The organism is Streptomyces sp. NPDC058796, assembly GCF_042745235.1.
Taxonomy (GTDB): domain Bacteria; phylum Actinomycetota; class Actinomycetes; order Streptomycetales; family Streptomycetaceae; genus Streptomyces.
In genome coordinates this window covers 29,653-48,218 of record NZ_JBHYOP010000013.1, presented here as the reverse complement: position 1 = coordinate 48,218, position 18,566 = coordinate 29,653, and the positions used below count along the sequence as shown (strand labels likewise).

Genomic DNA, 18,566 nt, shown 5'->3' with positions numbered 1-18,566 from the left:
GCGCATCCTGGCCCGGAGCGGCCCGTTCCGCCAAGATCGGGCGGCGCCTTGCTCCGCTCAGCCGCCGAAGAGCTGGGTCCAGTACGTGCCCGCCCGGCCGCCGCCGGCGAGCCCGATCCCGATGTGGGTGAAGTCGGCCTTGAGGATGTTGGCCCGGTGACCGGGACTGTTCATCCAGCCCTCCACCACGTCGGCGGGGGAGCGCTGACCGCAGGCTATGTTCTCGCCGACCGTGCGCCGGGCGGCGCCCGCGGCCGCGGCCCGGTCCCAGGGCTTGCCGCCGTCCGGATCGGTGTGCGAGTAGAAGTCCCGGGCCACCATGTCGGCGCTGTGCGCCTGGGCGGCGGCGGTGAGCCGCGGGTCGACGGCCAGCGCCGGCAGACCGGCCCGGGTCCGCTCCCGGTTGGTGAGCTCCACGACCTCGGCCGTCGTGCGGGCCAGACCGTCCGGGGTGAGCGGCACCGCCCACAGCACCGTCCAGTACGTGTCGCCCGAGGGGCCACCGGCCGCGTACGCCCACCCGGCGTGCGTGAAGGCCGCCTCGTGCAGCGTGCGCCGGGTCCGTTCGGAGCGCAGGCAGTACGTGACGAACTCGGCGGGCGTGCGCGGGCCGGAGACCAGGTGCTCGCCCACGGTGAGGTACGCGTACCCCGCGGAGACGACGCGCTGGTGCACCGAGACGCCGTCCCGGGTCTCGACGCTCAGCGCGCCGGCGGCGGCCATGGCGGCCGTGTGGGCCCGGGCCGCCGAGACCAGACGGGCGTCGGCGGCGACGGGCCGGGAACCGGCCGCCGAACGCGCCGAGTTGACCGGCGACAGAAAACCGTCCCAGTCGCCGGCCGGCGCCCGTCCGGGGGGCTCCTCCGGTGCTTCGCCCGCTCCGTCCGCCTCGTCGTCGACGACGTCCACCCCGAAGTCCCGGGCGAGCCCGGCGAGTCCGTCGGCGTACCCCTGCCCCAGGGCGCGCAGCTTCCAGCCCTCCCCGCGCCGGTAGAACTCCACCAGCAGCAGCACGGTCTCCTGCCGGGGACGGGCGGGCGTGAACCGCGTCAGCGCGCGCCCCCGCGCGTCGGCGACATGGAGCGTGGGGGAGGGGAGCGCGCCGAGGACGGCATCAGGCTCGGAGGGGCTCACCGCGACCGTCACGCGGGTGGCCCCCGGGCGCAGCCGCGCCGGATCGACGGTGAGCGTGTCGCCCCGCAGGCGGGCACCCGGGACCCGGGGCTGGTTGTAGAAGACGAAGTCGCCGTCCCCGTCCACCTTGCCGCCGTCGTCCGTGACGAGCGCCGACACGTCGAAGGCGCCGGGCACCCGCACGCTCACGGGGCCGTCCGGCAGGGGGATGTTGCCCCCGGGCACCAGCTCGGTCATCCGCCGCCCTCCCTCCCGGTGGCGCTCGACACGGGTGTCGGCTGCCGGGTCAACGTCCGCCGAGGGCCAGGGGTTCCCGGCGTTGGGGGCTGTCGCGGCCCGGTCAGCCCGAACCCGCGGTCTCCGGGGTGATCAGACCCTGCCGGTAGGCGACCGCCACCGCCTCCGTGCGGCTCGCCGCCTCCAGCTTGGCGAGGATGTTGGAGACGTGGACGCTCGCCGTCTTGGCGGTGATGAACAGCTCCTCGCCGATCTGGCGGTTGCTGCGCCCCAGGGCGAGCAGACGCAGCACGTCCCGCTCGCGGGCGGTCAGCGAAGCGGCCCGGTCCCCGGTCTCCGCCGGCCGGGCACGGCGCAGCAGGTCGTCCAGCCGCTCGCCCAGCGGCGTGGCGCCGAGCCGGCCGGCTTCCCGGTGTGCCCGGCCGGCCTCGTCGGCCGCCTCCGCACGGCGGCCGGCCGCCAGCAGTGCCTCGGCCAGCCGCAGCCGGCACCGGGCCCGTTCGTACACGTCGCCGTGCCCGAACCCGGCCACCGCCCGCTGCCAGGCCGCCGGATCGGGTCCGGAGGCGATCCGGGCCCACTCCGCCTCCGCGCGGGCCAGCCACGCCTGTCCTTCCAGGCCCTGCGGCCGGTCGTCCTCGCCCCTGCCGGCGGACCGGCGGGCCTGCTCCAGGAGTTCCGCCGCGGTGTCCGTCCAGCGGCGGACTCCCGTCTCGTCACCGGCCGCGCGCAGCCCGACGACGGTGTCCGCGACCGCGGACAGCGCGAGCGCGGCGAGGCGGACGGTGACGGCCGGCGGCGTACCCGCGTCGTCGGTGAGCGTCGCGACGGTGGACCGCGCCCACCGCACGGCGCCCTCCGCGTCCCCGCGCAGCGCGGCGGCGTCGGTCAGCACGATGCCCGCCACCAGCGTGACCATCCAGTCGAACGGCCCCTCCAGCAGGGCACGGGCGCGGTCGGCGGCCCCGAGGTCGCCGCGCGCCAGCGCCACGTACAGGCCCGCCGCGACGGTGTGGGCGCCGGCGGCGGGCGGGGGACCGGCGTCGTCCTCGGCGGCCTCGCGCAGGCACTCGTCCCAGTGACCCAGCGTGTACAGCACCAGCAGCCGCAGATACCGCATCTCGCGCGGATAGGGCGAGGACAGCAGCCCCGAACGGCGGGCCCGCTCCAGCCCCTTGGCCGCCCAGCTCAGGCAGTCCGCCGGCGCGCCGGCCTCGAAACAGCCGATGGCCAGGTTGAACAACGCGCGCAGTTCCACCGGCGCGTTCCCCGCCCGGCGCGCCAGCTCCCTCGCCTCCAGCAGCCGTTCCCGGCCGCGCGAGGTGGCCCGGTTGTCGTCCTCGAGACCGATCACGGAGATCAGGAGGTCCGCCCGGGCGTCGGCGACCCCCAGCTCCTCGGCGACGCGCAGGGCCCGGCGGCCCACCCGCAGTGCGGTCTCGTGCTCCCCGACCTGACGGGCCGCCATGACGTGTGTCGCCGCGGCCCACACCCACGTCGGCGACGGCGGTTCGGCGGGGATCAGGGCGAACGCCTCGCTGCTGTGGGCGAACGCGGCCGACAGGTTGTCGACGCGCAGCAGGTTCCCGGCGAGTGTGTAGCGGACGCGGGCGGCGAGCTCCAGGTCCGCGTCCTGCCCGAGGCCGGCCAGCGCGGACCGGGTGAGCGAGACGGCCCGGTGCAGGTCCCCGGCGTGCGCGGCGGCCGCCGAGGCGCGCAGGGTGAGCGTCACGGCGTCCGGGCCGGCGGGCCGTGCGGAGGCGTCGACCGCCGACCACAGGTCGAGGGCCGCCTCCAGGTGCCGCAGCTCCTCGGCGGGCGCCCCGATGTGCTGGGCGTGGTCGGCGGCCTCCAGGGACACGGCGAGCGCCTGAGGCAGGTCGTGGCTCTCCCGGTAGTGGTGCGCGCGCTCGGCGGCACTGTCGGACCGGCGGTCCGGACCGTCGAGCAGCCGGGCGAACGCGCCGTGCAGCCGGGCCCGCTCCCCGGGAAGCAGGTCGGCGTAGACGGCCTCGCGTGCGAGGGCGTGCCGGAAGGAGTAGGTGTCGCCGTCTCCGGAGACCAGCAACTGCCGCCCCAGTGCCTCGCGCAGCGCCGACTCCAGCTCCTCCTCGGGCAGCCCGACGGCGTCCCGCAGCAGTACGTGCCCCACCCTGCGCCCGGCGACGGCGGCGGTGCGCAGCACCTGCTGGGCGGTCTCCGACAGCTGCTCGAACCGGATCAGCAGGACGTCGGCCAGACCGCTGGGCACGCCCCGGGCGGGCGTGTCCGTGGCCGCGACCAGTTCCTCGGCGTAGAAGGCGTTGCCCTCGGCGCGTTCGACGATCCGGTGCACGGTCGTCTCCGGCAGCGGCCGCTCGCGCAGCGAACGCACCAGCCTGGCCACGTCGGCGTCGGGCAGCGGCCGCAGCTCCAGCCGCTCCACGGCCGGCAGCCGCACCAGCTCGGCGAGCAGGGGCCGCAGCGGGTGGCGGCGGTGCAGGTCGTCCGCCCGGTAGGAGGCGAACAGCGCGAGGCGGTGACCGGGCGCCCCGCCCGCCGGCCGTTGCAGGACTCCCCGGCTGAGCAGGAACCTCAGCAGGTCCCGGGAGGACTGGTCGGCCCAGTGCAGGTCCTCCAGGACCAGCAGCAGCGGGGCGACGTCGGAGAGCTCGGCCAGCAGCGCGGCCACGCCCTCGAACAGCCGCAGCCGCGACCGTGTGCCGGCGTCCCCGCCCTCCGGGTCATCGGCACCGCCGCCGAGCAGCCGGCCGGCCACCGGGTGGGCGCCCAGCACGGCGGCGAACCGCTCGTCGGCCGCCAGCACGCCGAGGATCTCGGTGAACGGCAGATACGGCAGGCCGACGTCGCCCAGGTCGACGCAGTGCCCGGTGAGCACGGTCGTGCCGGCCGCGGCGGCCCGCCCGGCGACCTCGTCCAGGGTCCGGGTCTTGCCGACCCCGGCGTCCCCGGCGATCAGCACCGCGCGGGCCTCCCCGGCACGGGCGCGCTCCAGCACGCCGGTGAGACGCGCGAGTTCGTCCTCGCGGCCGACGAGCGGGCTGGTGAATGAGGTCTGCGGCACGCCTCCATCCTGGCACGCGGGCCGGACAGCCCCACGGGGCGGAGGCGGGCCGTCTCGTGGTCGGTGCTGTGGTGCCGGCGGCCGCGTGGCCGGCAGCGGTTCTTGAGGGAGGCGGGCCGCCTCGTGGTCGGCGCCGCGCGGGGTCCCGGCCCACGCGGCCGGTGCGGGCGCTTGCCGGGCGGAAGCGGAATTCGTTCACCTGCCGCGGTGTCCGGGCACGGCCCGCCGGTACCCGCCCCGCTTCGCGGACCTGGCCCGGGCGTCACCCGCACGAACACGCCGGGACGCACGGCAGGAGACGACGAGTCGCGAGGATCACGGCGTGCGGGGACCGGCCGCGTCGGCGTTCACCTGATCCCACTCCAGGATCATGAGGACAGCGTAGGGAAGACTGTGCCCATGGACGACGTGACCGCGACTCAGGGAGGGACCCGCATGACGCGCCCGATCACGGCAGGGGTGGACGGTTCGGAGGAGAGCCTGGCCGCGCTGGCCTGGGCGGCCAGGGAGGCCGTCCGGCGCGAGGCGCCGCTGCACGTCGTGCACGCCTGGCGGGTGCAGGCACTGGACGGGGACGGCGCGGGGGACCGGGACGCGCAGGAGCGGTGGGTGCGCGACGCGGTCGCCGAGTCCGTCGCGACCGTCACCGAACGGCACCCGGAGCTGACGGTGTCCACCGAGGTCCGCGAGGCCGACGACGCGGTCGCCGCGCTGCTCGCAGCCGGGGCCGGCGCCGGGACGCTGGTGCTCGGGTCGCGCGGCCACGGCGCGGTCGTCGGGTTCCTGCTCGGCTCCGTCGGCCAGCAGGTGATCGCCGAGGCCACCCGGCCGGTGGTCCTCGTGCGGTCCGGGGACGACGCGGCGGCCGAGGCGGCGGGCCGCGAGGTGGTCGTTGGCCAGCAGGGGGAGCCGGAGGACAGCGCCGACGTGATCGGGTTCGCCTTCGAGGCCGCCGCCGCGCGCGGCGCCACCGTGCGCGCCGTGCGGGCCTGGAGCCTGCCGACGGTGTTCACCTACAGCCCGGGCTCGATGGCGCTCGCCGACGAGGCCGGGGGCCTGGAGCAGTACGAGCGCAAGGCGCTCGGCGAGGCGCTGGCACCGTGGCGCGAACGCTTCCCCGATGTGCCGGTGATCGAGCACGTGGAGATGGGCAGCGCGGGTCAGGTGCTGCTGTCGGTGGCCGGCGGCGCCCGGCTGATGGTCGTCGGCCGCCGCGCCCGCCGTACGGCCGTCGGCGCCCGCATCGGCTCCGTGGCGCACGGCGTGCTGCACCACGCCGAGTGCCCGGTGGCGGTGGTCCCGCACGCCTGAGCGCCGCCGCAAAGCGCGGTACGCCGCTCAGTCCGCCGTAGGCCGCAGCGTCTCGCGGGCCCTGGGCAGGATGTTGGCGATGTAGTCCGCGACGGCGGTGTCCAGCCCGATGTCGTGCTGGGCCCGCTCGGACAGGTACCAGCGGTGCTCCAGCAGCTCGTGGTAGATCTCCGCCGGGTCCATCGCGCCGCGCAGTTCCACCGGCACCGCGCGCACGGTGGGCCGGAACACCTCGCGCACCCAGCGGTGGGCGAGGACCTCCGGACGGGCGCCCAGGGGGTCGCCGGGGGCGTAGTCGTCCTGGGTGGCCATCCAGCTCTCCAGGTCGTTCAGCAGCCGCCGGGCCTGGTTCTCCTCGGCGTCCAGACCGGTCAGGCGGAGCAGCTGGCGCTGGTGGTGGCCGGCGTCGACGACCTTGGGCACGAAGGTGACCGTGTCGCCGTTGGAGGCGTGCTCGATCTGCATCTCGGCCACGTCGAAGCCCAGGTCGTTGAGGCGCCGGATGCGGCGCTCGATGTAGTGGTACTTGCCCGCCGGGTAGACGGAAGTGCGGGTCAGCTCCTCCCACAGGCTCCGGTAACGGGCGCAGATCTCGGTGCCGAAGTCGACGGGGTCGACGGAGGGGTGCAGCGCGCCCGACGCCTCCAGGTCGAGCAGTTCCCCGCTGATGTTCACCCGGGCGAGGTCGAGGTCGTAGTCGCGCTGCCCGTCGCTGAGCCGCTGGTGCAGCTCCCCGGTCTCGGCGTCCACCAGGTACGCGGCGTAGGCGCCCGCGTCGCGGCGGAAGAGGGTGTTGGACAGCGAGCAGTCGCCCCAGGCGAACCCGGTGAGGTGCAGCCGCACCAGCAGCACCGCGAGGGCGTCCATCAGGCGGTGCATGGTCGCCGGGCGCAGCGTCGTCTCGAACATCGACCGGTACGGCATCGAGCCGCCCAGGTGCCGGGTGATCAGCACCGGTTCCAGCGGACCGCCCGAGGCGTCGGTGCGGCCGGTGACCACGGCCAGCGCGTCGACCGCGGGGATGGCGAGCCGGTCCAGGTCGCGCAGCAGCTGGTACTCGCGCAGCGCGGGGCGTTCGGCCAGTTCCTTGACGGCGACGACCTCGTCCCCGGCCCGGGCGTAGCGGACGATGTGCCGGGAGATGCCGCGCGGCAGCGGCACGAGGTACTCCTCGGGCCACTCCTCCAGCGGCGTCTGCCAGGGCAGTTCGAGCAGGAGCGCGGGGTGCTCCGGGTTGGTGGCGCTGATCTGCAAGGCCATGCCCCGACTCTAGAACGCCCGTTCCCGGGCCTGGCGCGCGGCTTCCTTCACCAGGCCCCGGTGGACCGGGCCGTGCCCGGGAAGCAGCACGTCGGCGTCGAGTCCCGCGATGACGTCGAGGGAGGCCAGGGCGCCCGCCCGGTCGTGGTGGAACATGCCGGGCAGCAGTTGGGGGCCGGAGATCCGGGAGGTGGCGTGCGCGCTCACCAGCGCGTCGCCGGAGATCACCACGCCCGCGTCGGGGAGGTGGTAGACGCAGTGCCCGTCCGTGTGTCCGGGCGTGTGCACCGGCACCGGCCGGCCGGGCAGGTCGAAGGCGCCGCCGGCGGGGAAGGGCTCGGGCGAGGCGACGGGGTGCCGTTCGGTGCCGCCGGAGCGCAGGACGTGCACCGTCCAGGGCAGCACCCCCGGCCGCCAGGCGTTGCGCAGCACGGTGGCGACGGACACCTGCTGGAGGAAGTCCCGCCGGGCGTGGGGCACTTCGGCCGGGTGGAGCAGGACCGGCGTGCCGTGGGTGGTGCGCAGGTACTCGGCCGAGCCGAGGTGGTCGTTGTGGGCGTGGGTGATCAGCACGGCCGCCACGGCATCTGGGCCGCTCCCCACGGCGGCCAGGGAGGCCAGCAGCGTCCGACGGTCCCCGGGGTAGCCGGTGTCGACCAGGGTCACCGCGTCCCCGTCGGTGAGGATCACCCAGTTGGTGTGGCCGCCGTGCACCAGGTAGGTGCCGTCGGCCACCTGCCGTACGTCCGGTCGCATGGTTCTCCCGCGTCGAGGTGGCTGCCCGTCGGGCGCCAGCCAACCAGACGCGGCGGCCGGGAAGCGCGCACGACCCTCAGCGCACGCCGTGCGGGCGGAACTGGACGCTGATGCGCGGCCCGGCGGCGCGGGTGCTCTTGGGCACGCAGTGTTCCCAGGTGCGCTGGCAGGAGCCGCCCATCACGATCAGGTCGCCGTGGCCGAGCGGCCGGCGCACCGTGTCGCCGCCCCCGCCCACCGGGCGCAGCAGGAGATCGCGGGGCGCGCCGACCGAGAGGATCGCGACCATCGTGTCCTGGCGTGCGCCCCTGCCGATCCGGTCCCCGTGCCAGGCGACGCTGTCCCGGCCGTCGCGGTAGTGGCACAGTCCGGCCGTGGCGAAGGGCTCGCCCAGCTCCCCGGCGTAGTGGGCCGTCAGCGCCTCGCGCGCCTCGGTCAGCAGCGGGTGCGGGAGCCGGTCGCCCGCGCCGTAGAAGGCGAGCAGCCGGGGCACGTCCACCACCTGGTCGTACATGGCCCGCCGCTCGGCACGCCAGGGGACCTCGGTGGCCAGGTGCTCGAAGAGCGCGTCGGCGCCGCTCAGCCAGCCCGGGAGCAGGTCGATCCAGGCGCCGGAGCCCAGCTCGGTTCGGCGCAGACCGTCCAGTGGGCCCAGCCGGACCTCGTCGGTCTGGTCGAAGAGCGAACCCTGGAGGTGCGTGGTCATGGAGACCAGCGTACTCCGTATTCGAAAATCCGTTCTACTTCCGCGATGCTCGTCGTCGGACCTCTTTCGATGCATCGCTGTATCCGATACGTTCACGCATCGAACGGGAGGGAGAGGCCGTGGTGGTGAGGACGACGACCGGGCGGGTGACCAGGCGGCGCGTGCGCACCCGCGCGAACCTCCTGGACGCCGCGTTCGAGGTGTTCGCCGCCAAGGGGTTCGGGCGGGTGTCGATCGAGGAGGTGTGCGAGGCCGCCGGGTACAGCCGGGGCGCCTTCTACTCCAACTTCGACAGCCTCGACGAGCTGTTCTTCGCGCTCTACCGGCAGCGCGCCGACCTGATCGCCGAGCAGGTGTCCGGTGCCCTTGCCTCCGACGGTCCCGACCTGGACGTGCCGGCCGCCGTGGACCGGGTCACCGAGGTGCTGCTCCTCGACCGGGACTGGCTCCTGGTCAAGACGGACTTCCTGGTGCACGCCGCCCGCGACCCCGATGTGGCCCGCGCCCTGCTGGAGCACCGGGCACGGCTGAGGCGGGCGATCGCGGACCGGCTCGCCCGGGCCCGCGGGCACACCCCGCTGCCCGCTGCGCTGGGCGACGCCGACGGCGCCGCGCACGCCGTGGTCGCCGCTTACGACGGAGTCACCACCCAGCTGCTGCTGGACCGGGACGTCGAACACGCCCGGGTCTGGCTGGGGCAGCTGCTCACCGCGCTGCTCACCGACGGCAGCACCGGTCAATGACGGAACAGGAAGGGACGGTCGCCATGGATGCCGACGTCATCGTGGTCGGAGCGGGACTGGCGGGTCTGGTCGCGGCGCACGAGCTGACCAGCCGGGGCAGGAGGGTCGCCCTCGTCGACCAGGAGAACGCGGCCAACCTCGGCGGGCAGGCCTTCTGGTCCTTCGGCGGCCTCTTCCTCGTCGACTCCCCGGAGCAGCGCCGCCTCGGCGTCAAGGACTCCGTCGACCTCGCCTGGAGCGACTGGCAGGGCAGCGCCGCCTTCGACCGGATAGGGGACGAGGACTCCTGGGCGGTGCGCTGGGCGCGCGCGTACGTGGAGTGGGCGGCCGGGGAGAAGCGCTCCTGGCTCGCCGGCCACGGCATCACCTTCCTGCCCACCGTCGGCTGGGCCGAGCGCGGCGACCTCAGGGCGGGCGGGCACGGCAACTCGGTACCGCGCTTCCACATCGCCTGGGGCACCGGCACCGGAGTCGTCGAGCCCTTCGTGCGGTACGCGAAGCAGGCCGCGCGCGACGGGCTGCTCACCTTCCACCACCGCCACCGGGTCGACCACCTGGTGGTCGAGGACGGCACGGCACGCGGCGTCAGGGGCACCGTCCTCGCCGAGGACCGCTCGCCCCGCGGCGTCGCCTCCAACCGCGAGGCCGTCGGCGAGTTCGGACTCTCCGCCCGGGCCGTGATCGTCACCTCCGGCGGCATCGGCGGCGACCACGACGTCGTCCGCCGCCACTGGCCCGAGCGTCTGGGAACCCCGCCCGCCGAGATGGTCACCGGCGTCCCCGCCTACGTCGACGGACGGATGCTGGACATCAGCGCCGAGGCGGGCGCACGCCTGGTCAACCGCGACCGGATGTGGCACTACACCGAGGGCGTGCGCAACTGGGACCCCATCTGGCCCGGACACGGCATCCGCATCCTGCCCGGCCCCTCCTCGATGTGGTTCGACGCCCTCGGCCGCCGGCTGCCCGAACCCTGCCTGCCCGGCTACGACACCCTCGGCACGCTGCGGCACCTGCGCACCGCCGACGGCCTCGCGGAACACGGCCACTCCTGGTTCATCCTCACCCGCAAGATCATCGAGAAGGAGTTCGCGCTCTCCGGCTCCGAGCAGAACCCCGACATCACCGCCAAGGACCGCGCCGGGTTCCTGCGCGAGCGCGTTCTCGGCAAGGGCGCCCCCGGCCCGGTGGACGCCTTCCTGCGTGAGGGCGCCGACTTCGTGACCGCGCCGGACCTGGAGCAGCTCGTCGACCGGATGAACGGGCTCACCGGCAAGCCGCTCCTGGACGCCCCCTCGATCCGGCGCCAGATAGAAGCCCGCGACCTCCAGTTGGCCAACCCCTACGCCAAGGACGCCCAGGTCCAGGGCATCCGCAACGCCCGCCGCTACATCGGCGACCGCCTCGGCCGGGTCGCCGCTCCGCACCGCATCCTCGACCCGGCGGCGGGCCCGCTGATCGGCGTCAAGCTGCACGTCCTCACCCGCAAGACCCTCGGCGGCATCCAGACCGACCTCGATTCCCGCGCCCTCGGTGCCGACGGCACGCCCGTCGGGGGCCTGTACGCGGCCGGTGAGGTGGCCGGCTTCGGCGGGGGAGGGGTGCACGGGTACAACGCGCTGGAGGGCACCTTCCTCGGCGGCTGCCTGTTCTCCGGGCGCGCGGCGGGCCGGGCCGCGGCACGGCTGACGGCCTGAGCGGGGCAGCAGGGGCCTCGGCGGCCGCTCCGGCTCCTCACGCCCCGTCGAGGAGCCGGAGCAGCACGGACGCGTGGCTCCGGCCGGGCGACTTGGACGCCGTCAGCAGCGTCACGTCGCCCTCGCCCGCCAGCTGCCGCACGTGGTCGAGGAGCTCCGCCGCCTCAGGGGCGGCCAGCTCGGCCTCGTACCGCTCGGCGAACTCCTCGTACGAGCCCTCGCCCGCGTGGTACCAGCGGCGCAACTCGGTCGACGGGGTGAGCCCCTTGGGCCACTCGTCCACGTGTGCCTCGTTCTTCGCCACGCCCCGCGGCCACAGCCGGTCGACCAGGACCCGCACGCCGTCGTCCGGCTCGGGCGGATCGTAGACGCGGCGCACGCGCACGCTCATGACCACTCCCCTCTCGACGGCAGTGCTGCCGCGAGCCTACGTCCCAAGTCCACGGGGCGCCGGGGACGGGTGCGCCGTTCGGGAACGGCCCGATTCCCCGCCACGCCTCCTGGGTACCCCGTCGCTCCGACGGTACGGCGAGGGAGGTCGGCGCATGGGCGCATCGGACGGGTTGCCGGTCGTGCGGTCACTGGACGAACTGACCGACCTGGTCCGCCGGCACCGGGGCCTGTACGTGCGGTGGTCGCGCGGCCCGGGCACCGACCTCGCCGACGTCTCCAGCACCGACGAACTCACCGGCGTTTCCATGCCGGGCCTGTCCGCCAACCCCCTCGACGTGGAGGCCTGGTGGGCGGACCGGCCCGTGCGGGTGTGGGCGGCCCGGCGGCTGCACGACTACGCGCACCTGCCGCACGACAAGGGTCCCGGCGTCCGCCCCTGGGTGCTCACCGGCCGCGAGGCGGGCCGCGGCCCGGACAACGAGCCGCTGGTGGCCGACGCCCGGCCGCTGTGCTGGATCGACCCGGGCGTCATCGACGAGGCCCGGGCCGAGGTGGAACGCCAGGAGCACCCGTGGGGGCCGCTGCGCCGCACCGGCCGCTGAGGAAGCCGCCGGGCCCGGGTTCAGCCGGACCTCCTGCGCACCGCCTCCCGGCGCTTGAGCGCCCGGCGCTCCAGCTCACTGGTCCCGCCCCACACGCCGATGGACTGCCCGGTGTCGAGCGCCCATCGCAGACACTGCTCCCGCACCGGACACGTCCGGCAGACCGCCTTCGCCTGCTCGGTCTGCAGAGCGGCCGGGCCGGTGGTGCCGATCGGGAAGAACAGGTCGGGGTCCTCCGTACGGCACGCGGCGTGCTCTCGCCAGTCGTCCATCAATGTCACCTGCGATCGGTATCGTTCGCGCCCTCGTAATTGCCTTGCTCCCTTCCGGGTGGCCTGTCGATACGCGGTGAAACCGGCGCCGCGCCTTCGATCGCGCCCCTACCTCCGCAGCGCCTCGGCCGCCGCCGACGCCACCGCCCCGGCCAGCGTGGCCAGCGCCGGGGAGTCGAGCCTCCACTGCTGCCAGTACAGCGGGGTGACCACCGGGAGTTCCGGGGCGAACTCCACCAGCCGGCCGGTGCGCAGCAGCGGCAGTGCCTGCGGCTCGGGCACCATGCCCCAGCCCAGACCGGCGGCGACCGCCTCGACGAACCCCTCGGAGGTCGGCACGTAGTGCCGCGCGGCACTCGCGCCGCCCTGACCGAGCCGCCGGGCGAAGCCGTCCTGGAAGTCGTCCCGCCGGTCGAACACCATCACCGGCGCCTCGGCGATCCGCTCGCGCACCGGCCCGTCCAGGTGGCGCGCGGCGAAGTCCGGGGCGGCGCAGGGGAGGTACCGCATCCGCCCCAGGTAGCGGACGGTGCAGCCGGGGACCGGGTCGGCCGACGAGGTCACCGCGGCCATGACCACGCCCTCCCGCAGCAGGGTCGCCGTGTGGTCCTCGTCCTCGCGGCGCAGCTCGAAGCAGAGCCGGGGCTCCCGGGGGACCCGCGTCAGCGCGCCCAGGAACCAGGTCGCGAGCGAGTCGGCGTTCACGGCCACCGGGATCCGGGTCGGCTCCCCGGCCGCACTCAGCCCGAGTTCGGCGTACGCGTCACGCTCCAGCCGGGCCACCTGGCGGGCCAGCCGCACCAGCACCGCCCCGGACTCCGTCGGCCGCACCGGCTTGGTGCGCAGCAGCAGTACCCGGCCGGTGCGCTGCTCCAGCGCCTTCACCCGCTGGCTGACCGCGGACGGCGTCACGTGCAGCGCCGCCGCGGCCGCGTCGAAGGTCCCCTCGTCCACCACCGCCAGCAGGGTGCGCACCTGGTCCAGGGGGAGGTCCGCGAAGGCCGGCAGGCTCGGTTCCGTCATCACAAACACTAAGGATACGTAAGAATCTTTAGCTGTACGTCCTGTGATCGTCTGCTTAGCGTCGAAGCATGACCAACGCCCTCACCGCCGCGGCCGCCGGCTTCGGCACCGGCCTCTCGCTCATCGTCGCCATCGGCGCCCAGAACGCCTTCGTCCTGCGCCAGGGCATCCGCCGCGACGCGGTCCTCGCCGTGGTCGGCATCTGCGCGCTGTCCGACGCGCTGCTCATCGCCCTGGGCGTCGGCGGGGTCGGCGCGGTGGTGGTGGCCTGGCCGGACGCCCTGACCGTGGTCGGCTGGGTGGGCGGCGCCTTCCTGCTCTGCTACGGCGCCCTGGCCGCCCGGCGCGTGTTCCGGCCGGCCGGCGCGCTGCGGGCGGAGGGCGACGCGGCCGGCTCGCGCCGCCGGGCGGTCCTCACCTGCCTGGCGCTGACCTGGCTCAACCCCCACGTGTACCTGGACACCGTGTTCCTGCTGGGCTCGGTCGCCGCCGACCAGGGGGCGCTGCGCTGGACCTTCGGCATGGGTGCCGCGGTCGCCAGCCTGTGCTGGTTCGCCGCGCTCGGCTTCGGCGCCCGCTACCTGGGCCGCTTCCTGGCCCGCCCCGCGGCCTGGCGGGTGCTCGACGGGCTGGTCGCCGCCACCATGATCGTCCTCGGCGTCACTCTCGTCGTCGGGGCCTGAACACCCCCGGATGCGGCCACGCGGGGGTCGGGAGCTCGAACGGAGCTGCGATAGTAAGTCCGCAGCCTGAAAGATGTATCGAGCATGTAGGAAGCGCGTGGACACCAGCCGGAGCAGCGGCGAGAGCGGTACCGAACCCGGGAAGAAGGAAGCCGGGAAGAACGGCGCCGGAGCAAAGGACCCGGCCCCCGACGGGGCGGCACGGCGCGGCCCGCGCCGCTGGGCCATGGACACCCGGCCGCTGCGCCGTCCGGCCTACCGCAGGCTGTGGTCGTCGACCATCGTCACGGCGGTCGGCAGCCAGCTGACCGCCGTAGCCGTGCCCAAGCAGATCTACGACATCACCGGCTCCTCGGCCTGGGTCGGCGCCGCGAGCCTCGCGGGCCTGCTGCCGCTGGTCGTGTTCGCGCTGTGGGGCGGCGCGGTCGCCGACGCCATGGACCGCCGCAAGCTGCTGCTGATCACCAACAGCGGCATCGCCGTTACCTCGGTGCTGTTCTGGCTCCAGGCGGTCACCGGCCTGGAGTCGGTGGCCGCGCTCGTGCTGCTGCTCGCGCTCCAGCAGGCCTTCTGGGGCCTGAACGCGCCGGCCCGCAACGCCTCCATCGCCCGCCTGGTCCCCGAGGACGAACTCCCCGCCGCCAACGCGCTCGGCTCGACCGTCATGCAGACCGGGCAGGTCGTCGGCCCGCTCCTGGCCGGCGTCCTCATCCCGGTGATCGGCCTGGCCGAGCTGTACCTGATCGACGCCCTGGCCCTGTGCGTCACGGTGTGGGCGGTCCACAGGCTGCCCGCTCTGCCACCGCTCAAGGGCACGGCGGTCCGGCGCGCGGGCGTGCGGGAAGTGGTGGCGGGCTTCCGGTACATCGCCGGGCACAAGGTGCTGCTGCTGTCCTTCCTGGCCGACATCGTCGCCATGGTCCTGGGCATGCCCCGCGCGCTGTTCCCGCAGCTCGCCGCCGAGTCGTACGCCGGACACGGCGAGGGGTTCGCCCTCGGCCTGCTGTTCGCGGCGATCCCCATCGGCGCGGTGGCCGGCGGGCTGTTCTCCGGCACCTTCTCCCGGGCCCGCCGGCACGGCTGGATGGTGATCGGCTCGGTCGTGGTCTGGGGCGCCGCCGTCACCGGCTTCGGACTGAGTTCGAGCCTGTGGCTGGCGGTGGCGTTCCTGGCGGTGGCCGGCGTCGCGGACATGGTCTCCATGGTGTTCCGCGGGGCGATCCTGCTGTCCGCCGCGACCGACGAGATGCGCGGGCGCATGCAGGGTGTCTTCACCGTGGTCGTGGCGGGCGGCCCCCGCCTGGCCGACGTCCTGCACGGCGGCGCGGGCTCCGCCTTCGGCGCGCGGGAAGCGGTGGCCGGCGGCGGGCTGCTCGTCGTCGTGGTGATGCTGGCCCTGGCGGCCGCGGTGCCGGCGCTGCGCCGCTACCGCGTCTGACGGCGCCTCACCGCCTCACAGGGAGCCCCGCCCGTGCAGCGCGTAGTGCTCCATGAGCCGGCCCCTGGTGGTCTCCAGCCGGTGCGCGAGGATCTCGGCGACCGACCGCACCAGCACGACGCCCAGCTGCGGGTCCTCCTCGCACAGGCGGAGCACCGAGGCGGCGTCGAACTCGTAGGCGCGCACCGGGCTGAAGGCCTCGGCGCCGAAGTCCCACTCGTAGGGCGGGAACAGCCAGGACCAGCCGAGCAGGTCGCCCGCCCCGAGACTGGCGACCGTGACCCGCTGCACGGGGGTCACCTCCTGGGTCAGGGAGACCGCGCCGGAGCGGATGACCCAGAAGCGGTCGGCCCGGCCGCCCGCCTCGAAGATCCGGGCGTCCTCCGCGAAGGAGACCTCCCGGGCGAGCGCCGTGAGGCGTGCGCGCTGCGGCTGGGGGAGTGCGGTCAGCAGTTTGATCGCTTTGGTCATGGCACGGGGCTCCTCGCCGGCGATTCGGTTCCGGGGCTTTCCCTATGCCCATTTCAGACGCTGTCGGCTCCCCGGGCACCTCGGCGGACGGCGGAACCCGGACGGATTCCGTGCCGGATCCGGGTACGGGCGCGGCAGGGCATGAAAAAGCCCTGGCCGGACGGGGGAGGCCGGCCAGGGCCGTAAGCGGTGACGTACGAAGGACATGTCCGTCGACTCCGTCGCCACGTATGGATGAACGCTAAACCATCTCCGGGGGTTCCGCGAACCCGGTACCGGGGCACGTGACCCGTTTCACTCACAGCGGCATCCGCGCATCCGCCGCCTCACCCGTCGCCCCCGGCGACCACCCTGATCGTCTCCAGCGCCGGATCGCTCGGGTCCGGAAGGTACATGCCGGCGTCCAGACCGCTGCGGAGGTACCGCAGGACCGGCTCGGCCAGCCGCTCGCCGGGCAGGACGGCCGGGATGCCGGGCGGGTACGGCGTGATCATCTCCGCGGCGACCCGGCCCGCCGCCCGGCCGAGCGGCACGTCCTCGGTCGGCCCGAAGAACGCGTCACGGGGGAGTGCCGCCTGCGGCATCCGCAACTCGGACGGCGAGGGCACCATGACCCGCGGTGCGGGACCGAGACCCGGAGCGGCACGCGCGAGGTCCTTCAGCGCGGCGAGCAGTTCCCCGGCGGTCTCCCGGTCGTCGCCGTGGGTGATCTGCATGTTGACGCGGCGGTGGTCCGCCAGGTGCGCCACCACGCTCCGCTGCTCGCGCAGCCAGTCCGCCGCCTGGAAACCCGAGACGCCGAGGCCGTCGAGATCGATCACGACGGGCAGCGGATCGAAGCCGTGGGCCAGCCCCGGGCCGCAGAAGTCGTCCCGGCCCTCGACGCGCATGCCGTCGATCTCCTCGACGGCCGCCCGCACCTCGGCCGCCAGCTCCAGCGCCCCGCCCATCAGCTCCCGGCCGCGCAGCGCCATCTGCCGCCGCCAGCCGTCCAGCCCGGCGAAGATCAGCGCCGACGGGCTGGTGGTGCCCAGCAGGTCCGCCCGCATGCCGAGCAGTTTCGGCGGCACCAGGTCACCGCGCAGGTGGAACACGGAACCCTGCTCCAGACCGCTGCCCATCTTGTGGATGCTGGTCACGCAGATGTCGGCGCCCGCGTCCATCGCCCAGGAGGGGAGATCCGGGTGGAAGGGCAGGTGGGCGCCCCACGCCTCGTCCACGATCAGGGGCGCCGCCCGCCGGTGGCACACCTCGGCGACGGCCCGGAGGTCGGCGCTCGCGCCGTACGGCGTCGGGCTGGTGATCAGCGCGCCCTTGGCGTCGGGGTGGGCGGCGAAGGCCCGCTCGAACTCCTCGGCCGACGGCGGATGGGCCAGGTGCCGCTCCGCGTCCCAGCGCGGCTCCACCCAGACCGGCTCGATGCCGGACAGGATCAGCCCCGACACCACGGACTTGTGGGCGTCCCGGCCGATCAGCAGCTTCTCGTGCGGGCCCGCGACCGCCAGCATCGCCGCCTTCACCGACAGAGAACTCCCGCACGTCGAGAAGAACGTGTGCTCGGCATGGACCGCGTCGGCCATCAGCTCCTGCGCCCGCTGGAGCACCCGCGACCGGGTGAGCCGGTCGTCCAGTCCGCCGGTGGCCAGCACGTCGCCGTAGAAGACGGCGTCGCCCAGCACCTCGCGCACCTCCGGGTCGGCCCCGCGCGCCTGCTTGTGCCCCGGCGGCGTGAACGAGAGCCGGCCCTCGCGACGGTAGTCGACGAGGGCTTCCAGCACGGGCGCGCGGGTGTGGTCGGCTGTCATGCCGACCCGGTTTCCCGGCCGGGCCGCCGTCAATCCGTCGCGCGTCCGGTCACCGGGGACGGCGTCCCGGGGTCAGTACCTCGTCCAGCACCCGAAGGACGGCCTCGTACGCCATCGTCCGTACGGCGGCCTCCCGGGAGCCGTCCGGATCGGTCGGCCGCAGCTCCTCGCTCCGGGCCCGCCAGGTCCGCTCCTGCTCCACCGCGCAGGCCCTCGCCCGGTGCATGCGACGCAGCAGTTCGTCCGAGTCCACAACATCCGTCATGTCTTCCGCGTACCCCCGACGGCCGCCCGGATGGCCCCTGAGCCGTAAGGGGGGCCGGAGGTTTGGGGGTACCGGCAGAGGTCAGCCGGAAGTAACGGCAAGTCCCACGACCAGGGAGCTGACGGATGAGTGAAAGGTACCCGCCCCGACCCGCCGTCGCCCGGTCCGGCGCCGATCCGCACCGGCCGTGCAAACCCGCCGAGGCACGGCAGACCGTGGAACGCGTCGTCACCGAGTGCTGCGACGGCAAAGGACACGCGTCCTGCGACGCGGACGCCCTGTCGGACGCCGTGCTGGTCGCCTCGGAACTGACCACCAACGCGATCCTGCACGGCGGCGGCATCACCGATTTCCGGGTCGACGTCGTCGGACCCGGCGTCGAGCTGTCGGTGTGCGATCGCAGCCGCGACCTTCCGGTGGCCGTGCCGCAGACCGACCCCCAGGGACGCCGCCGCGTCGGCGGCCGGGGCTGGCCGATCGTCTGCAGGCTGGCCCGCGACGTACGCGTGGCAGATCTTCCGACGGGAGGCAAGTGCATCACCGTGGTCGTTCCGCTGTCCTGAGTACTTTTGCAAAAGCGGAGTTTGTTCCACCGGGGCAGGGGCAGTCGCAAGTTCGTGCTTCGGACCGGAGGCGCAGCAGCGGGAGCGGTATGGCTGCTCGGGCCCTCCGGGTGAGTGACCCGGCCGGCGCCGTTCCCGCGGAA

At 74.5% G+C, this 18,566-nt stretch carries 18 protein-coding genes; 7 read left to right on the top strand and 11 right to left on the bottom strand.

Annotation, left to right across the window (positions count from 1 at the left end):
* Positions 1–57 precede the first annotated feature (57 nt).
* A complete protein-coding gene (locus ACFW47_RS29035; protein WP_386286383.1) occupies positions 58–1,371 on the bottom strand; it encodes a CAP domain-containing protein in 1,314 nt (437 codons plus the stop codon).
* 103 nt (positions 1,372–1,474) lie between these two features.
* A complete protein-coding gene (locus tag ACFW47_RS29030) occupies positions 1,475–4,435 on the bottom strand; it encodes an ATP-binding protein (RefSeq protein ID WP_386307566.1) in 2,961 nt (986 codons plus the stop codon).
* Between the two features lie 435 nt (positions 4,436–4,870).
* Between ACFW47_RS29030 and ACFW47_RS29025 the strand changes: the two genes are divergently transcribed.
* Positions 4,871–5,746: a universal stress protein gene (locus tag ACFW47_RS29025; protein WP_386286381.1), complete on the top strand. Its 876-nt coding sequence runs from the start codon at positions 4,871–4,873 to the stop codon at positions 5,744–5,746.
* A 27-nt stretch (positions 5,747–5,773) separates the two neighbouring features.
* On the opposite strand, the gene ACFW47_RS29020 is transcribed toward ACFW47_RS29025, so the two are convergent.
* The 3 genes from ACFW47_RS29020 to ACFW47_RS29010 form a co-directional block, all read right to left on the bottom strand.
* Entirely contained in the window at positions 5,774–7,006 is a 1,233-nt protein-coding gene (locus ACFW47_RS29020; protein ID WP_386286380.1) for a DUF4032 domain-containing protein, read from the bottom strand.
* Positions 7,007–7,015: 9 nt separating this feature from the next.
* Positions 7,016–7,762, bottom strand: coding sequence for an MBL fold metallo-hydrolase (locus ACFW47_RS29015; protein ID WP_386286379.1), 747 nt, complete (start codon positions 7,760–7,762; stop codon positions 7,016–7,018).
* 76 nt (positions 7,763–7,838) lie between these two features.
* Positions 7,839–8,468, bottom strand: coding sequence for an alpha-ketoglutarate-dependent dioxygenase AlkB (locus ACFW47_RS29010; protein ID WP_386286378.1), 630 nt, complete (start codon positions 8,466–8,468; stop codon positions 7,839–7,841).
* A gap of 119 nt (positions 8,469–8,587) precedes the next feature.
* On the opposite strand from ACFW47_RS29010, the gene ACFW47_RS29005 reads away from it, so the two are divergent.
* A complete protein-coding gene (locus ACFW47_RS29005; RefSeq protein ID WP_386286377.1) occupies positions 8,588–9,211 on the top strand; it encodes a TetR/AcrR family transcriptional regulator in 624 nt (207 codons plus the stop codon).
* A 23-nt stretch (positions 9,212–9,234) separates the two neighbouring features.
* Positions 9,235–10,908, top strand: a complete 1,674-nt coding sequence (locus ACFW47_RS29000) for an FAD-binding dehydrogenase (RefSeq protein ID WP_386286628.1) — start codon at positions 9,235–9,237, stop codon at positions 10,906–10,908.
* 37 nt (positions 10,909–10,945) lie between these two features.
* Here the strand turns inward: ACFW47_RS29000 and ACFW47_RS28995 are convergent, their stop codons facing one another.
* Positions 10,946–11,299 carry a DUF488 domain-containing protein gene (locus tag ACFW47_RS28995; RefSeq protein WP_386286376.1) on the bottom strand — a complete coding sequence of 118 codons (354 nt, stop codon included), beginning with the start codon at positions 11,297–11,299 and terminating at the stop codon, positions 10,946–10,948.
* 154 nt (positions 11,300–11,453) lie between these two features.
* On the opposite strand from ACFW47_RS28995, the gene ACFW47_RS28990 reads away from it, so the two are divergent.
* The gene (locus ACFW47_RS28990) at positions 11,454–11,903 is read left to right on the top strand and encodes a DUF6098 family protein (RefSeq protein WP_386286375.1); all 450 of its coding nucleotides are present in this window, start codon (positions 11,454–11,456) and stop codon (positions 11,901–11,903) included.
* A 20-nt stretch (positions 11,904–11,923) separates the two neighbouring features.
* On the opposite strand, the gene ACFW47_RS28985 is transcribed toward ACFW47_RS28990, so the two are convergent.
* Together ACFW47_RS28985 and ACFW47_RS28980 are read right to left on the bottom strand one after the other, a co-directional pair.
* A complete protein-coding gene (locus tag ACFW47_RS28985) occupies positions 11,924–12,175 on the bottom strand; it encodes a WhiB family transcriptional regulator (RefSeq protein WP_073732104.1) in 252 nt (83 codons plus the stop codon).
* 108 nt (positions 12,176–12,283) lie between these two features.
* A complete protein-coding gene (locus ACFW47_RS28980; protein ID WP_386307565.1) occupies positions 12,284–13,198 on the bottom strand; it encodes a LysR family transcriptional regulator ArgP in 915 nt (304 codons plus the stop codon).
* 68 nt (positions 13,199–13,266) lie between these two features.
* Between ACFW47_RS28980 and ACFW47_RS28975 the strand changes: the two genes are divergently transcribed.
* Both ACFW47_RS28975 and ACFW47_RS28970 read left to right on the top strand, forming a co-directional pair.
* A complete protein-coding gene (locus tag ACFW47_RS28975) occupies positions 13,267–13,881 on the top strand; it encodes a LysE/ArgO family amino acid transporter (RefSeq protein ID WP_386286373.1) in 615 nt (204 codons plus the stop codon).
* 73 nt (positions 13,882–13,954) lie between these two features.
* A complete protein-coding gene (locus ACFW47_RS28970; RefSeq protein ID WP_386307563.1) occupies positions 13,955–15,319 on the top strand; it encodes an MFS transporter in 1,365 nt (454 codons plus the stop codon).
* Between the two features lie 15 nt (positions 15,320–15,334).
* On the opposite strand, the gene ACFW47_RS28965 is transcribed toward ACFW47_RS28970, so the two are convergent.
* The 3 genes from ACFW47_RS28965 to ACFW47_RS28955 all read right to left on the bottom strand — a co-directional run bounded on the left by ACFW47_RS28965 (position 15,335) and on the right by ACFW47_RS28955 (position 17,860).
* On the bottom strand, positions 15,335–15,790 hold the full coding sequence (locus ACFW47_RS28965; RefSeq protein WP_386286371.1) for a cyclic nucleotide-binding domain-containing protein: 456 nt from the start codon (positions 15,788–15,790) through the stop codon (positions 15,335–15,337).
* A gap of 326 nt (positions 15,791–16,116) precedes the next feature.
* The gene (locus tag ACFW47_RS28960) at positions 16,117–17,595 is read right to left on the bottom strand and encodes an aminotransferase class I/II-fold pyridoxal phosphate-dependent enzyme (RefSeq protein ID WP_386286370.1); all 1,479 of its coding nucleotides are present in this window, start codon (positions 17,593–17,595) and stop codon (positions 16,117–16,119) included.
* Between the two features lie 49 nt (positions 17,596–17,644).
* A complete protein-coding gene (locus ACFW47_RS28955) occupies positions 17,645–17,860 on the bottom strand; it encodes a hypothetical protein (RefSeq protein WP_386286369.1) in 216 nt (71 codons plus the stop codon).
* 125 nt (positions 17,861–17,985) lie between these two features.
* Between ACFW47_RS28955 and ACFW47_RS28950 the strand changes: the two genes are divergently transcribed.
* Positions 17,986–18,423, top strand: coding sequence for an ATP-binding protein (locus ACFW47_RS28950; RefSeq protein ID WP_386286368.1), 438 nt, complete (start codon positions 17,986–17,988; stop codon positions 18,421–18,423).
* Positions 18,424–18,566: the final 143 nt, after the last annotated feature.

Bases quoted from the DNA above. Each gene is read 5' to 3' on its own strand.
- ACFW47_RS28960 (WP_386286370.1), bottom strand. From the start codon at position 17,595: ATGACAGCCGACCACACCCGCGCGCCCGTGCTGGAAGCCCTCGTCGAC.
- ACFW47_RS28985 (WP_073732104.1), bottom strand. From the start codon at position 12,175: ATGGACGACTGGCGAGAGCACGCCGCGTGCCGTACGGAGGACCCCGAC.
- ACFW47_RS28955 (WP_386286369.1), bottom strand. From the start codon at position 17,860: ATGACGGATGTTGTGGACTCGGACGAACTGCTGCGTCGCATGCACCGG.
- ACFW47_RS29020 (WP_386286380.1), bottom strand. From the start codon at position 7,006: ATGGCCTTGCAGATCAGCGCCACCAACCCGGAGCACCCCGCGCTCCTG.
- ACFW47_RS29015 (WP_386286379.1), bottom strand. From the start codon at position 7,762: ATGCGACCGGACGTACGGCAGGTGGCCGACGGCACCTACCTGGTGCAC.
- ACFW47_RS28990 (WP_386286375.1), top strand. From the start codon at position 11,454: ATGGGCGCATCGGACGGGTTGCCGGTCGTGCGGTCACTGGACGAACTG.
- ACFW47_RS29025 (WP_386286381.1), top strand. From the start codon at position 4,871: ATGACGCGCCCGATCACGGCAGGGGTGGACGGTTCGGAGGAGAGCCTG.
- ACFW47_RS28980 (WP_386307565.1), bottom strand. From the start codon at position 13,198: ATGACGGAACCGAGCCTGCCGGCCTTCGCGGACCTCCCCCTGGACCAG.
- ACFW47_RS28975 (WP_386286373.1), top strand. From the start codon at position 13,267: ATGACCAACGCCCTCACCGCCGCGGCCGCCGGCTTCGGCACCGGCCTC.
- ACFW47_RS28950 (WP_386286368.1), top strand. From the start codon at position 17,986: ATGAGTGAAAGGTACCCGCCCCGACCCGCCGTCGCCCGGTCCGGCGCC.
- ACFW47_RS29035 (WP_386286383.1), bottom strand. From the start codon at position 1,371: ATGACCGAGCTGGTGCCCGGGGGCAACATCCCCCTGCCGGACGGCCCC.
- ACFW47_RS28965 (WP_386286371.1), bottom strand. From the start codon at position 15,790: ATGACCAAAGCGATCAAACTGCTGACCGCACTCCCCCAGCCGCAGCGC.
- ACFW47_RS28995 (WP_386286376.1), bottom strand. From the start codon at position 11,299: ATGAGCGTGCGCGTGCGCCGCGTCTACGATCCGCCCGAGCCGGACGAC.
- ACFW47_RS29000 (WP_386286628.1), top strand. From the start codon at position 9,235: ATGGATGCCGACGTCATCGTGGTCGGAGCGGGACTGGCGGGTCTGGTC.
- ACFW47_RS29010 (WP_386286378.1), bottom strand. From the start codon at position 8,468: ATGACCACGCACCTCCAGGGTTCGCTCTTCGACCAGACCGACGAGGTC.
- ACFW47_RS28970 (WP_386307563.1), top strand. From the start codon at position 13,955: ATGTATCGAGCATGTAGGAAGCGCGTGGACACCAGCCGGAGCAGCGGC.